Here is a 14,204-nt window from a genome sequence, read left to right as displayed (position 1 = left end):
CCCCAGCCGTTGCAGTGGAACATCGGCAGCGTCCAGAGATAGACCGGATGCTGACCGAGGTTGCCGGCGAGGATGTTGCTGACCGCATTCAGGTAGGCACCGCGATGGTGAGTGACGACGCCCTTGGGATTGCCCGTCGTGCCCGAGGTGTAGCTCAGCGCGATCGCGTCCCACTCGTCATTCGGCGTGATCGCGGCGAAGCCAGGATCGCCTTGGGCAACGGCGGCCTCATACTCGATCTCGCCGATCCGCTTGCCGCCCTTGAAGGCGGCGTCGTCGACATCGATCACGAATGGCTTTGGCCCGCTCATCTGCGCCAGTGCGTCGGTGATGACGCCCGAAAATTCGGGATCGACCAGGATGATCCTGGCTCCGCCATGGTCGAGCTGGAACGCGATCGAAGGCGCATCGAGGCGGATGTTGAGCGCGTTGAGCACGGCGCCGGTCATGGGCACGGCGAAGTGCGCCTCGTTCATCGCCGGAATGTTGGGCAACATCGCCGCAACGGTGTCGCCGACGCCGATACCCTTGCCCGCGAGCCAGGATGCAAATCGCTTGCAGCGCTCATGGGTCTGCGCCCAGGTGAAGCTGCGCCCCTCGTAGACCGTGCTGAGATGACCGGGATACACCGCGGCGCTGCGCGCGAGGAAGCTCAGGGGGCTCAGGGGCACGTAGTTGGCGGGAGTCTTGTCGAGGCCGATATTGTACTGGTTCTGCCGCTCACTCATCGACACCCTCCTGAAAACACCTCAAAGGAATCCGATCGAAATCCAGGGGAAGATCGCGACGATGATCAATCCCACCAGCAGCGCCAGCATATAGCCCCAGATCGGCCTGATGCCCTCGGCCGGATCGACGCGTCCGATAGCGCAGGCGGCATAATAGCCGACGCCGAAGGGCGGGGCGAATAGCCCGATACCCATGGCGAGAATGATCACCATGGCATAGTGCACCTCGTGCACGCCGACGGCGCGGGCGATCGGGAACAGCAGCGGCCCGAACAGCACGATCGCCGGGATGCCCTCCAGCACGCTGCCGAGAATGGTGAAGGCGAGGATCGACACGGCGATGAAGGTCGCCGCGCCCCCCGGCAGTCCGGTCATGGCCGCCGCCAGCGAGCGCGAGAAGCCTGATTGGGTCAGGCCCCAGGCCATGCCGGTCGCCGTGCCGATGATCAGGAGGATCGCGCCAGACAGCGCGGCCGTCTCGACCAGCATCGGAAACAGCCGCCGCCAGTCGAAGCGGCGGTAGACGAGGAGGCCGACGAGAGCGCCATAGACGATACCGATGGTCGAGACTTCCGTCGCAGTCGCGATGCCCTCGACCACGGCATAGCGGATCACGAAGGGCAGCGCGAGCGCGGGCAGGGCGACGATGAAGGTCCTGGCGATCTCGCCACCCGTGGCGCGGCGAACGTGGCTCATGTCCTCGCGGCGGTAGCGCCACCATACCAGCAGGCACAGCGTGATCGCGAGCACGACGCCGGGCAAGAGGCCGCCGGTGAACAGCGCCGCGATCGAGACGCCGGTGACCGAGCCGATCGTGATCAGCACGAGGCTCGGCGGAATGGTCTCGGTCTGGGCGCCCGTCGCCGCCAGAAGCGCGACGAGGTCGCCGGGCCTGGCGCCGCGCTGTTTCATCTCCGGAAACAGCACGGGCGCAACGGCCGCCATATCGGCCGCCTTGGCGCCGGAAATGCCGGACACGAGGTACATCGCGCCGACCAGCACGTAATGTAGACCGCCGCGGACATGGCCAAGCAGGCTCGCCAGGAACGCCACCATGGCCCGCGCCATGCCGGTCATCTCGATCAGGAGGCCGAGGAATACGAACAGGGGCACGGAGAGCAGGATGAGGTGGCTCATGCCCTCGTCCATCCGCCCGACCAGCACCATGACGGGCGTCCGCGTCGTCAGCGCGAGATAGCCGAAGATGGCGAGGCCAAAGCCGAACGCAATGGGAACGCCGGCAAAGACGCAGAAGCCTGCAACGCCGACGAAAAAGATGACGAGGTTGAGATTGCCGAGCGGCCGCAGCGACGGCTCCGCCAGCCAGAATGCGCCGATCACGACCGCAACCGACAGCACGGCGGCTGCAACCATTCGGTAGTCGGCCGCGCGTAGCAGCCGGAGCAGGGCGAACGCCACCATCAGGCCGATGCCGACCGGCAGTGCGGCAGCGCGCCACATATTGGAGATCTGCAGTGCCGGGGTGGTGATGTAGCTCTCTTCGTAAGCATAGTCGCAGGACGGCCAGACGATCAGCGCAAGAAACGCCAGCGCCGCGCAGGTCGCGACCAGATCGAGATAGGCCCGCATCGCAGGCTTCGCGCTCGCGACGATCGCGGTCATGCGCATGTGCTCGGAGCGCCGGAATGCGACCGCCGCGCCCAGCATCGCCAGCCACAGGAAGAGAATCGAAGCGAGCTCGTCCGACCAGATCAGCGGTCGGTGCAGGCCGTAGCGCGCGACCACGCCGGCAAACAGGATCACGATCTCGGCGACGACGAGAATCGCCGCCGGGACCTCGACGAGGAAGCCGAGTACGCGCTCCGTTGAGCCCAGCAACGAAGGTCGGCGAGGGGACTGCACAGCCACCTCGCCCGTTACTTCGGTCACCTCGATCTCGATATGAGCCATGACGGCCCCGACGCGTTACGACAGCTTGCCGACGGCCTTTTCCAGCAGGTCCCAGGCCTGATCGCCATATTTGCCTTTCCACTCGGCATAGAAGCCGGCAGACCGCAGCTTGTCCCGGAACGGCCCAACAGTCGGCTGGTTGAAGGTCAGGCCCTTGGTTGCGAGTTCCTGCTGGAGGTTGGCATTGAGCTTGGCGGTATCCTCGCGCTCCTTGACGGCCGCGGCGTTGATGTTCCTGGCGACGACGGTGCGCACGTCCTGCGGCAGCTTTTCCCAGGCTCTGCGGTTGGCCAGGAACCAGAAGCCGTCCCACATGTGGTTGGTCAGCGAACAGTACTTCTGCACCTCGTAGAGCTTCGCGGTCGAGATGATCGCGAGCGGGTTCTCCTGGCCCTCGACGATCTTGGTCTGGAGTGCCGAATAGACCTCGCTGAAATTGATCGAGGCAGGGGCCGCGTCGAACGCCTTGAACATCGAGGTCCACAGCGGCGACACCGGCACGCGGATCTTGAAGCCCTTGAGATCGTCCGGACCGTTGATCGGCTTGGTCGACGACGTGGTCTGGCGGAAGCCGTTGTCCCAGATCTTGTCCATGACCTCGAGGCCGGCCTTCTTGATCTCACCACGGACATGGGCGCCGAGGTCGCCGTCCATGGCCTTCCAGACCGTATTGTAGTCCGGGAACGCGAAGCCGATGCCGTTGATGGACGCCGCCGGCACCAAGGTCGACAGGATCAGGCCGGACAGCGTGAAGAACTCGACGCCGCCGGAGCGGATCTGGCTCAGCATGTCGGTGTCCGACCCGAGCTGGTTGTTCGGGAAGATCTGGAGGTCGAACTTGCCGCCGGTCTCGCTCTTGATCTCCGCCGCCATCTCCCTGGCGCGCACGTTCATCGGATGGGTGTCAGGCAGGTTGTTGGCGTATTTGTAGGTGAACTCGGCGCTCTGGGCGCGGGCAACATGGGGCGCACTGAGGCCACCCAGGACCGTGGTCGCGGCGGAGGCCTTGAGAAGCGTGCGTCGGGAAAAGCGCGTTGAAAAGACCATGGGTCTGCTTCCTCGGAAGGTTTGTTGTTGTTCTGAGATGCAAACCTATACGGACGGTCGGCCTGAAGGTCATCTGCGATCTCGCGAGGCCCCGCTTATTGCAGCCGGACAAGGTCACGGCAATATCGGCTTTCGGAACACGGGGTCGATTTCAAAATCTGAAAAACAACCCCATGCACAGTAGCCGTCAATAGCTGAGGCGATCGTCGAGGCACGGACCAAATCGGCGCCCAAGTGAAGATACGGCAGCAGGAGTTTCCTCTAAATGATTGATCAAATTGAATATAAAAATATTCCATAATATACCTTATGCGAATTCGAGATTAGGCCATGCTGGTCCAGCAGCCCTGCCGCCGGTCAGCAGATCCCGCCCGAACTGAGCTCGTATTGCATCAGAGGACTGGCCGGCCTCAGCGCCGACGAAGCCGCCGTGCGACTCGGCACTGCATCGGGTCTAGTTCGCCAAGAACGAACGCAGCCATGCCAGCCTCGATATCGCTTGCTCCGCAAGTTGCTGCAGGCTTTCAAGGTGGACTGGGTCGCTCGCGCGCTCGGCGCCGTCGAGATAACCATCGACGAGGGCTTCGGCGATCTCCAGAGGATCCTTTCGTTCCATGGACGCCGGAAAGCTCCCGAAGCCGGCGGCGGCGGCGGCCATCTTGCCTGCCTGCTGGCGAATCTCCCGTGTCCGGACGGCGGCTGGACCGGTCAGGCGTTGCTCAAGCTCGGCTAGTTGCGCAACCAGACGAAGCTCGAGCTTTCGCGCATCGATCGGCGGCTGTGGCGCTGCGGATGCTTCGACGGAATCCCGTTCGTGTTGACGATGATACGCGCGGCGCCTCTCCTTCCGCAGCGTGGCGACATGGCCGAGTTCCTCCCTGGCCATGGCCTCGGACGCCTTCTTGACCTCGGCATCATGCGAGTAGGCTGCCAGGTAGGACCAGAACGCGAAGGCGCGTTCCTCGTTGCGGACCGCCATGGCGAGCGCGCGGTACGGCGTCATCAAACGGGATGTTTTGACTTCGGCGGCCGATTCCGGATCGAGGGGTTCCGGCGCTTCCCAGCGCACCAGGGCAGGATCCGGGCCTTTGCCGCATCGGGATTGCGACCACCGTGTGACGCTGTCGACGTGCTCGCGCTCGGCGGCAGCAAGTCGCGTGAACACGTCCGCAAGATCGGCCTTGCCCTGCCCGCGCATATCTTCGGCAAGAGCATCATACCGATAGGCCGCCTCCTGCTCCATTGCATGCGCTAGCGCAAAGAGCTCGTCGAGAGACTTCAATACACCTGCGGGCTCAGCACTGAGCAACGAAGTGCGTAGAAATGGCATGCAAGGACTCCAAATGCAGATTCCTGATCCGTTCCGGCGCGAGCGCAAATCTCTGCGGCGGGCTTGACAGATGTGGTCGCACGCGATGAGTTTTGCACGTCAGCGGCGACAAATCATCGACGAAGAATGTCAAGGCACGCGCGGCCCGGTTGGCTGCGCAGATCGCATTTGAATCGACATGTTGAAGCGACCGGATGACGATACCGCCTTCGCAAGGCGTGCAGCGCTAGCGCTCGCCAGCTGGCTGCTGTTGTGTCTGACTTATATTTCGCCCGCATGCGCCGCCGGCGATTTGCCGACATACTTGCCGAAGATCGCGCCTGCGGAGTTTTTCCCCGGCGCGGATCGCTTCGGCCCGCCACAAGGCGATCCGCCGATCGTGCCGGTCTACCGCGGCGACCAGCTCCAGGGATTCGTCTTCCTCAACTCCGATTTCGCGAATGCCGTCGGCTACTCCGGCAAACCGATTCACCTGCTGGCCGGCATCGATCCGAAGGGCGTCATCACCGGCGTCAAGCTCGTCGATCACAAGGAGCCGATCGTCCTGGTCGGCATTCCCGAAGCCCGCATCGTCGCAGCCATGAACTCCCTGATCGGCAAGGACATGAAGCCGGTCGCAAGCGGTGCCGAGAGGCCGCCGCAGGTCGATATCGTGAGCGGCGCGACGGTCACCGTGCTGGTGATGGGCGACAGCATCGTCCGCGCGGCATCGAAGCTGATCCGAAGCGGTCGCGTCGGCGGCGGCGACAGCGCTGCGGCGTCGGCGGCCCTGCCCCCGGTCATCAAGACGCTCGATCTCGAACACAGCGAAATCCGCGACTGGGAGAGCCTCGTCGGTGATGGCTCGATACGCCGGCTTCATCTCGGCATCGGTGACGTCAACGACGCCTTTGCGAAGTCCGGCAGCGCTGCGGCGAGCCAGTATCCGGAACCAGGTGACGCGAGCGACAGCTTCATCGACCTCTACGTGGCGCTCGTCACCGCTCCTACGATCGGCCGCAGCCTGCTCGGCGAGGACGGCTATCGACGCTTGAAGGACAGTCTGAAGCCCGGGCAGCAGGCGATCGTCGTCGCCGGCAACGGTCCCTACTCCTTCAAGGGCTCGGCCTACGTACGCGGCGGCATCTTCGATCGCATCGAGATCCTGCAGGAAGGCAACAGCACCCGCTTCCGCGACCGCAACCATACCCGCCTTGGCGCACTGGAAGCGGCCGGCGCGCCCGAGTTCAGGGAAATCGGACTGTTCGTCACCCCTCCCGAGTTCACCCTGGATCCGACCCAGCCGTGGCAGCTTCAATTGCTGGTGCAACGGAGTCTGGGCGGCCGCGACAAGGCATTTCTGACCTTCGACCTCAACTACGCCCTGCCCGACAGCTACATACGCCGCGAGCAGCGTACCGTGACGGTGCCGGAGAGCGCGGCGCCTCCGCGCTCGCAGGCAAAAGCTGCGGCCCCACCGCCCGCGGAGGCAGATGAGGCGCTTTGGATGCGGATCTGGCGGTCGAGCACGGTCTCGATCGGCGTCACCGCGTTCATGCTGGCCGCCCTCACCGGCATCTTCTTCTTCCAGAACCTGCTGGTGCGCAGGCCGGTTCTGTACACCTGGGTGCGGCGAGGCTATCTCGCCTTCGTTCTGGTCTGGCTCGGCTGGTACGCCAACGCGCAGCTCTCCGTCGTCAACGTCGTCACCTTCACCAATGCCTTGGTGACCGGCTTCCGCTGGGAATTCTTCCTCGCCGCTCCGCTGATCTTCATTCTGTGGGCCGCGACGGCTGGCGGGCTACTGTTCTGGGGCCGCGGCCCATTCTGCGGCTGGCTGTGCCCCTTCGGCGCACTGCAGGAGCTCACCAACACTGTCGCGAAGTGGCTCAAGGTGCCGCAAATCACAGTGCCGTGGGGACTGCATGAACGGCTGTGGCCGATCAAGTACATCATCTTTCTCGGACTGTTCGGCCTGTCGCTCTACTCCGTCGACATGGCCGAGCGATTTGCCGAGGTCGAACCGTTCAAGACGGCGATCATCCTGAAGTTCTCGCGGGGCTGGCCATTCGTGGCCTACGCTGTCGCCCTGCTCGTCATCGGCCTCTTCATCGAGCGCTTCTTCTGCCGCTACCTCTGTCCGCTCGGCGCGGCGCTTGCAATTCCAGGCCGCATGCGGACCTTCGAATGGCTGCGGCGCTGGGAAGAATGCGGCTCGCCCTGCCAACGTTGCGCCAAGGAGTGTCCGGTGCAGTCGATCCATCCCGAGGGGCACATCAACGTCAATGAGTGCATCTACTGCATGCATTGCCAGGAACTCTACTACGACGATCACCGCTGCCCGCACATGATCCAGGTGCGGCTCAAGCGCGAGAAGTTCGCGGCCATGTCCTCGCCCTCGATGCGCTCGGGCGGCAAGGGTCCCGCGACCGTCATCACCGCCGGCGGCAAGCCTGTCGATGCTTCACCCGCCATCTCTCCACCACCTGACTGAACCGGAAGCCGAGGAGGCAATCATGAGCGAGAACGAACAGGCAAAGGGCGTCAGCCGACGAACAGTGCTGGGAACGACGGCGGCCGCGGCGGGCATGGGGCTTGCCGGCGGAGCCATGATGAAGGACGGATTCGTCTCGTCCGCGGACGCGCAGACCAAGAATCCTGCGCCGAAAGCACCGGCGGCAAGGCCCGCCGTGCAGAAGACCGAGGTCGCGCCTGGCGAGCTCGACGAATATTACGTGTTCTTCTCGAGCGGCCAATCCGGCGAGATGCGGATCGTCGGGCTCCCTTCGATGCGCGAATTGATGCGTGTTCCGGTCTTCAACCGCTGCAGCGCGACCGGCTGGGGCCAGACCAATGAAAGCATCAAGGTTCTGACCGAAGGGCTGCAGCCCGCGACGCGCGAATTCCTCAGGAGCCGCGGCGCCACCTACATGAACGGCGATCTCCACCACCCGCACATTTCGTTCACGGACGGCACCTATGATGGGCGCTATGCCTTCATGAACGACAAGGCCAACAGCCGGGTGGCGCGGGTGCGGCTCGACGTCATGAAGTGCGACAAGATCATCGAACTGCCGAACCAGCATACCGTCCACGGCTTGCGGGTGCAGAAATATCCACGCACGGGCTATGTCTTTGCCAATGGCGAGGATGGCGTACCCCTGCCCAACGACGGCAAGGTCCTCGACGACCCCAAACAGTATCGTTCGATGCTCAGCGCGATCGACGGCGACACGATGAAGGTGGCCTGGCAGGTCATCGTCAGCGGTAACCTCGACAATGTCGACGCCGACTACCAGGGCAAATACGCCTTCTCGACCTGCTACAACGGCGAGGAAGGCGTCACACTGGCTGAGATGACCGCCGCCGAACAGGACTGGGTCGTCCTCTTCAACATCAAGCGGATCGAGGAGGCCGTGAAGAAGGGCGACTTCAAGGAAATGAACGGCGTGCCCGTGATCGACGGCCGCAAGGGCTCGCCCTACACGCGCTACGTTCCGGTCTCGAACAATCCGCACGGCATGAACACCGCTCCCGACGGCATCCACATCGTGGCGGCAGGAAAACTCTCGCCCACCGTGACCGTGATGGACGTCCGCCTGTTCGACCAGTTGTTCGACGACAAGATCAAGCCGCGCGACGTCGTCGTTGCAGAACCCGAACTCGGCCTTGGCCCGCTGCACACGGCCTATGACGGCAAGGGCAACGCCTACACCACCCTGTTCCTCGACAGCCAGATCTGCAAGTGGAACATCGACCTCGCCAAGCGGGCCTTCAAGGGTGAGAAGGTCAATCCCATCCTCCAGAAGCTCGACGTGCACTATCAGCCCGGTCACAACCATAGCTCGATGGGACAGACCAAGGAGGCCGACGGAAAATGGCTGATCTCGCTGAACAAGTTCTCGAAGGACCGTTTCCTGAACGTCGGACCGCTCAAGCCCGAGAACGATCAGCTGATCGACATTTCGGGCGATCAGATGAAACTGGTGCACGACGGCCCGAGCTTCGCCGAGCCGCATGACGCGACCATCGTCCACCGCTCCAAGATCAACCCGATCTCGATCTGGGACCGCGCGGATCCGATGTTTGCGGATGCGGTCAAGCAGGCCAAGGCCGACGGCATCAATCTCGAGGCGGATTCCAAGGTGATCCGCGACGGCAACAAGGTGCGGGTCTATATGACGTCGACCGCGCCGGCCTATGGCCTTGAGCAGTTCCAGGTCAAGCAAGGTGACGAAGTGACCGTCTTCATCACCAATATCGATGCGGTCGAAGACCTGACGCACGGCTTCTGCATCGTCAACTACGGCATCAACATGGAGATCGGACCGATGGCCACCTCGTCGGTGACCTTCACGGCCGACAAGCCGGGCGTCTACTGGTACTATTGCTCCTGGTTCTGCCACGCCATGCATATGGAGATGAAGGGCCGGATGCTCGTCGAACCGAAGTCGGTCTGATCGGAGCGACCTCGTGGGTCACCTGTCACGCATGTTTCCGGCGGCGCTGGTCGCCGCCGGATTGTCCAGCTTCGCCGAAGCGGAGACCTTGACGGCTGCGCCAGGCCAGCCGTTGCAGGCGTTGCTGGATGGCGCGCGTGCCGGCGACGTCGTCAAACTTGCACCGGGTGAATATCACGGCTCGATCCGGATCGACCGTCCCCTGCAGCTGGTCGGGACCGAAGGTACGGTACTGGACGGCGACGGCGCCGACAACGTCGTCACCGTCAGCGCGCCCGATGTCACCATCCGCGGGATGACCATCCGGGCGTCCGGCCGCGATTTGCAGGCTATGAATTCCGGAATCTTCCTGCAGAAGACGGCCGAGCGCGCGACGATCGAGGACAACCGGCTGGTCGGAAACCTGTTCGGCGTCTATGTGCATGGTGCCAGGGGCTCCCGGATCGTCCGCAACGAAATCGAGGGACTGCGCGGCGGGCGCCTCAGCGAAGCCGGCAACGGCGTCTCGCTTTGGAATGCGCCCGACGTCACCATCGCGAACAACACGTTCCGCTACGGCCGCGACGGCATCTTCTCGATCTCCTCCAGCAAGGACCGCTTCGTCGACAACCGCTTCGAGCAGGTTCGCTTCGCGGTCCACTACATGTACACCAACGATAGCGAGGTCAGCGGCAACGTTTCGATCGGCAACCATGTCGGTTACGCGATCATGTATTCGAACCGTCTGGTGATCCGAGGCAACAGCTCCGATCACGATCGCGACTATGGACTTCTGTTCAACTACGCGAACTACGCCGATATCGAAGGCAATCGGGTCATGGGCGGCCCGCTGAACCCGACGATACAGAAGACGGAGGATGGTCCCGACGACGAGCGAGGCATGCTTCCGCAGACGAAACGGGCGGGCACTCTCAAGACCGGCCCGGAAAAATGCGTGTTCATCTACAACACCAATCACAACAAGTTCCGCAACAACTGGTTCGAACGCTGCGCCATCGGCGTGCATTTCACGGCCGGCTCCGAAGGCAACGAAATCACGGGGAATGCTTTCGTCGGCAATGCCAACCAGGTAAAATATGTCGGCACCCGGCATCTGGACTGGTCGATCGGGGGACGCGGCAACTACTGGAGCGACAACCCGGCATTCGACCTGAACGGCGACGGAATCGCCGACACGGCGTACCGGCCGAACGACCTGATCGATCGCGTGCTGTGGACGGCGCCCGCTGCAAAGGTCCTGATCAACAGCCCCGCCGTCCAGGTGATCCGCTGGGCGCAGGCGCAGTTTCCGGCATTGCTGCCGGGCGGCGTGGTCGACAGCCATCCGCTGGTGGCGCCGCCGAAGAACCGGACACCGAAGGAGACGCGATGACCGCCACGGTCCACGTCAGCGACGTCACCAAGGCGTATGGCCGGATCAGGGCCGTGCGCGATGCCTCGTTCACGCTTGGCCAAGGCGAGCTGGTCGCCTTGATCGGCCACAACGGCGCCGGCAAGACCACGCTCATGAAGCTCATGCTCGGCTTGATCCGGCCGACCAGCGGCTCCATCGAGGTTCTCGGAGACAATCCGGCCGCCGGCGAGTTCGCGGGCCGACGACAGCTCGGCTACCTGCCGGAGAACGTCTCGTTCGACCCTGCCCTGACCGGCCGCGAGACGCAGGCCTTCTACGCCAGGCTGAAGCGGGAGCCGGTCGCCAAGGCGCTGGAGCTGCTCGACGCCGTCGGCCTGGGCGCCGCCAGCCGCCGCAGGGTCAACACCTATTCGAAGGGCATGCGCCAGCGGCTCGGGCTCGCGCAAGCGCTGCTGGGTCAGCCGCGCGTGCTGCTGCTGGACGAGCCGACCACCGGCCTCGATCCGGAGTTGCGGCAGACCTTCTACGACATCATCGCGCGGCTCGCCGCGGCGGGCGCGACCGTGCTCCTGTCGTCGCATGCGCTCACCGAGCTCGAAGAGCGCGCCGGCCGGGTCATCATCATGAACCGCGGCATCAAGGTCGCGGACGGGTCGATCGACGAGCTGCGTCGCCTCGCCCGGCTGCCCACCAGGATCCGCCTCAGGGTCGCAGGGCTTGCTCCGAGCGAGCTGCCGGGCTGGGCGCCCAAGGACGCGACTTGCCGCCGCTTGAACGGCCACATCGTCGAGATCGACGCCGCGCCGGAGCGGAAGATCGAGCTGCTGCATCGCGCAACGGCCGCCGGCAATTCCGTCGAGGACGTCGACGTGGTCCCGCCGACCCTCGACGAGCTCTACGCTCACTTTCTTCGGCAGTCGGAGCAGGCGCCATGAACGTCCTGATCATCGCCGCCAAGGAAATCCACCAGGCCATCCGCAATCGCTGGGTGCTGGCGGCAACGCTCCTGCTCGCCGGGCTTGCCCTGTCGCTGACCTTTCTCGGCAGCGCGCCGACCGGGAACGTCGGCGTGCGCGCGCTGGACGTGGTCATCGTCAGCCTGTCGAGCCTGACGATCTTTCTCGTTCCGCTCATTGCGCTTCTGATCTCCCACGACGCCATCATCGGCGAGATGGAGCGAGGGACGATGCTGCTGCTGCTGAGCTATCCGATCGCGCGGTGGCAAGTGCTGCTCGGCAAGTTCCTGGGCCACCTCGCCGTCCTCGGCTTTGCGACCTGCCTCGGCTACGGCGCGGCCGTCGGAGCGCTGGCAGCAACGGGCAGTGACATTGATGGCGATAGTCTTCTCGCCTTTGCGGCGATGGTAGGCTCCTCGGTGCTGCTGGGAGCCGCATTCGTCGCCATTGGCTATCTGGTCAGCGCGCTCGTGCGCGACCGCGGAACAGCTGCCGGCATCTGCGTCGGGTTGTGGCTGCTGCTGGTGCTGATCTACGACATGGCGCTGCTGGGAGTGCTTGCGCTCGATCAGGGACGCAGCATCTCGGCGACCGTGCTCAACGCCCTGCTGCTGTCGAACCCGACCGACGCCTACCGGCTGATCAACCTGACCGGGTTCGCCAATGTCAGCACCTTCGCCGGCATGGCCGGCCTTGCTCAAAGCACGTCCCTGACGATACCGGTCCTTCTGACCACCCTGCTCAGCTGGACGCTGCTGCCGCTGGGGCTGGCCGCGGTCGCCTTCTCGCGGAGGGAGCTGTGAGGCGGTTGGTCATCGTTTGCGCCTTGCTGGTGCCGCTGGCGCTTGCGGGCTGCAACGAGAAGCAGGCTGCGAAGATCCCGCCGCCGCATCGGATGACGGCGGAGGACATCGGCCATTACTGCGGCATGAACGTGCTCGAGCACCCAGGACCCAAGGGGCAGATTTTCGCCACGAGCCTCATTCAGCCTGTCTGGTTCTCGTCCGTACGCGACACCCTCGCCTTCACCATGCTGCCGGACGAGCCCAAAGACATCCAGGCGATCTACGTGTCCGACATGGGCAGGGCACCGACCTGGGACAAGCCCGGCGCCGACAACTGGGTCGAGGCGCGCAAGGCGTTGTTCGTGATCGAGAGCCGGGTCAGGAGCGGCATGGGCGGAGACGAGGTCGTTCCGTTTTCGGACCGGGCGGCGGCGGAGAAGTTCGCCGGTGAAAACGGGGGCAGAATCGTCGGCTTCGACGAGGTGCCCCGCGACTATGTCCTGGCGTCGGCGAATGTCAGCGGCGGCGCGGCACCCGACGAAGCGACAGAAAGTCCGCCGGGCAACCGCTCCAGGAGGACGCCATGACGCAAGCGCTGACGCGCCGACGATTCATCCGGATCAGCGCCGCGGCGGCGGGGCTCGGCCCGCTGTCCGTCGGACGCCCCGTTCGTGCCGAGGCCGCGCCGGTCACCTGGCGCGGCACGATGCTGGGTGCGGTCGCGACGATGGAGATCCACGACAAAGACCGCCGCCGGGCCGAGTTGCTGATATCGCTGGCATGCGCCGAGGCGCGCCGGCTCGAGCGGCTGTTCAGCCTTTACCTGGACGACTCCGCCCTGGTCGAGCTGAACCGGACCGGTATTCTGGTCGATCCCGCCCCCGAAGTCGTCGATCTGCTCTCGACCTCGCAGCATTATTCCACGCTGACGGACGGTCTGTTCGATGTCACGGTGCAGCCGCTCTGGGATCTCTATGCCCGCCACTTCGCGCAAGATGACGCGAATCCGGCCGGTCCTGCGGCATCAGAGATCCAGGCGGCGCTCGCGCGCACCGGCAGCGGCCGGCTGTCGATCAGCCGTGACCGGATCGTTCTGCCCCGAGGCATGGCCGTCACCCTGAACGGGATCGCACAAGGCTACGTCACGGACAAGGTTGTCGACCTTCTGCGGGCGCACGGCATCTCTCATAGCCTCGTCGACATGGGCGAGGCCCGCGCGATCGGCTCGCGTCCGGACGGACACCCCTGGGACATCGGCATCGCCGATCCAGACATCGTGGATCGCATGAAAACGGTGCTGCCGATCGTCGACCGCGCCGTGTCCACCTCGGGCGGCTACGGCTTCCGGTTCGATTCCAGGGCACACTTCAACCACCTGTTTGATCCCCGGACCGGCGGCTGCGCTCTGCGCTACCGCAGCGTGACGGCCGTGTCCCGCAGCGCGACCGCCGCGGACGCACTGTCGACGGCGTTCAGCCTGATGCAGGAAGACGAGATTCGAACGCTTTTGCCGCGCGTCGACATCGACCGCGTGCATCTGATCGACGAGGCCGGCAAGTCGGTCGAATTGGCCGCGTAGCACGCAACGAGGACGCTGGTTTCTTTCGCGCGATTTTTCGGTCTGTGATCGCGAAGAAAGTTCGGAATTGTGGGC

11 protein-coding genes are annotated in these 14,204 nt (G+C 64.3%); 7 read left to right on the top strand and 4 right to left on the bottom strand.

All coding sequences use genetic code 11. The features are described from left to right. From IC50_RS29780 to IC50_RS29765, 4 genes are all read right to left on the bottom strand, one after another. On the bottom strand, positions 1-728 hold a 728-nt coding region (locus IC50_RS29780), incomplete at its 3' end, for an AMP-binding protein (protein WP_035713225.1). Positions 729-749: 21 nt separating this feature from the next. Then, the gene (locus tag IC50_RS29775) at positions 750-2,639 is read right to left on the bottom strand and encodes a TRAP transporter large permease (protein ID WP_035713222.1); all 1,890 of its coding nucleotides are present in this window, start codon (positions 2,637-2,639) and stop codon (positions 750-752) included. Between the two features lie 15 nt (positions 2,640-2,654). Further along, positions 2,655-3,686 (bottom strand): TRAP transporter substrate-binding protein, encoded by a 1,032-nt coding sequence (locus tag IC50_RS29770; protein WP_035713219.1) that lies wholly within the window; start codon positions 3,684-3,686, stop codon positions 2,655-2,657. Positions 3,687-4,140: 454 nt separating this feature from the next. After that, positions 4,141-5,016 carry a ferritin-like domain-containing protein gene (locus IC50_RS29765; protein WP_035713216.1) on the bottom strand — a complete coding sequence of 292 codons (876 nt, stop codon included), beginning with the start codon at positions 5,014-5,016 and terminating at the stop codon, positions 4,141-4,143. A gap of 178 nt (positions 5,017-5,194) precedes the next feature. Between IC50_RS29765 and IC50_RS29760 the strand changes: the two genes are divergently transcribed. From IC50_RS29760 to IC50_RS29730, 7 genes are read left to right on the top strand one after another with little or no spacing between them, the layout of a single operon-like run. Next, positions 5,195-7,489, top strand: coding sequence for a NosR/NirI family protein (locus IC50_RS29760; protein WP_050991151.1), 2,295 nt, complete (start codon positions 5,195-5,197; stop codon positions 7,487-7,489). Positions 7,490-7,511: 22 nt separating this feature from the next. Further along, entirely contained in the window at positions 7,512-9,455 is a 1,944-nt protein-coding gene (gene nosZ, locus IC50_RS29755) for a TAT-dependent nitrous-oxide reductase (RefSeq protein ID WP_035713213.1), read from the top strand. A gap of 31 nt (positions 9,456-9,486) precedes the next feature. Then, positions 9,487-10,827 carry a right-handed parallel beta-helix repeat-containing protein gene (locus tag IC50_RS29750; protein ID WP_035713210.1) on the top strand — a complete coding sequence of 447 codons (1,341 nt, stop codon included), beginning with the start codon at positions 9,487-9,489 and terminating at the stop codon, positions 10,825-10,827. Next, positions 10,824-11,744 (top strand): ABC transporter ATP-binding protein, encoded by a 921-nt coding sequence (locus tag IC50_RS29745; protein WP_035713206.1) that lies wholly within the window; start codon positions 10,824-10,826, stop codon positions 11,742-11,744. The genes IC50_RS29750 and IC50_RS29745 overlap by 4 nt, the downstream gene beginning before the upstream one ends. Continuing rightward, positions 11,741-12,568 (top strand): ABC transporter permease subunit, encoded by an 828-nt coding sequence (locus IC50_RS29740; protein ID WP_035713202.1) that lies wholly within the window; start codon positions 11,741-11,743, stop codon positions 12,566-12,568. The genes IC50_RS29745 and IC50_RS29740 overlap by 4 nt, the downstream gene beginning before the upstream one ends. Continuing rightward, entirely contained in the window at positions 12,565-13,137 is a 573-nt protein-coding gene (locus tag IC50_RS29735; RefSeq protein WP_035713199.1) for a nitrous oxide reductase accessory protein NosL, read from the top strand. Before IC50_RS29740 ends, IC50_RS29735 begins: the two co-directional genes overlap by 4 nt. After that, entirely contained in the window at positions 13,134-14,129 is a 996-nt protein-coding gene (locus IC50_RS29730) for an FAD:protein FMN transferase (protein ID WP_035713197.1), read from the top strand. Before IC50_RS29735 ends, IC50_RS29730 begins: the two co-directional genes overlap by 4 nt. Positions 14,130-14,204: the final 75 nt, after the last annotated feature.

It is taken from the genome of Bradyrhizobium genomosp. I (2014) (assembly GCF_000261685.1).
Classification (GTDB): Bacteria; Pseudomonadota; Alphaproteobacteria; order Rhizobiales; family Xanthobacteraceae; genus Bradyrhizobium.
The sequence above is the reverse complement of the archived record's forward strand: the minus strand, read 5'-3'. Positions and strand labels throughout refer to the sequence as shown.

Bases quoted from the DNA above. Each gene is read 5' to 3' on its own strand.
- IC50_RS29775 (WP_035713222.1), bottom strand. From the start codon at position 2,639: ATGGCTCATATCGAGATCGAGGTGACCGAAGTAACGGGCGAGGTGGCT.
- IC50_RS29770 (WP_035713219.1), bottom strand. From the start codon at position 3,686: ATGGTCTTTTCAACGCGCTTTTCCCGACGCACGCTTCTCAAGGCCTCC.
- IC50_RS29765 (WP_035713216.1), bottom strand. From the start codon at position 5,016: ATGCCATTTCTACGCACTTCGTTGCTCAGTGCTGAGCCCGCAGGTGTA.
- IC50_RS29760 (WP_050991151.1), top strand. From the start codon at position 5,195: ATGTTGAAGCGACCGGATGACGATACCGCCTTCGCAAGGCGTGCAGCG.
- nosZ (WP_035713213.1), top strand. From the start codon at position 7,512: ATGAGCGAGAACGAACAGGCAAAGGGCGTCAGCCGACGAACAGTGCTG.
- IC50_RS29750 (WP_035713210.1), top strand. From the start codon at position 9,487: ATGTTTCCGGCGGCGCTGGTCGCCGCCGGATTGTCCAGCTTCGCCGAA.
- IC50_RS29745 (WP_035713206.1), top strand. From the start codon at position 10,824: ATGACCGCCACGGTCCACGTCAGCGACGTCACCAAGGCGTATGGCCGG.
- IC50_RS29740 (WP_035713202.1), top strand. From the start codon at position 11,741: ATGAACGTCCTGATCATCGCCGCCAAGGAAATCCACCAGGCCATCCGC.
- IC50_RS29730 (WP_035713197.1), top strand. From the start codon at position 13,134: ATGACGCAAGCGCTGACGCGCCGACGATTCATCCGGATCAGCGCCGCG.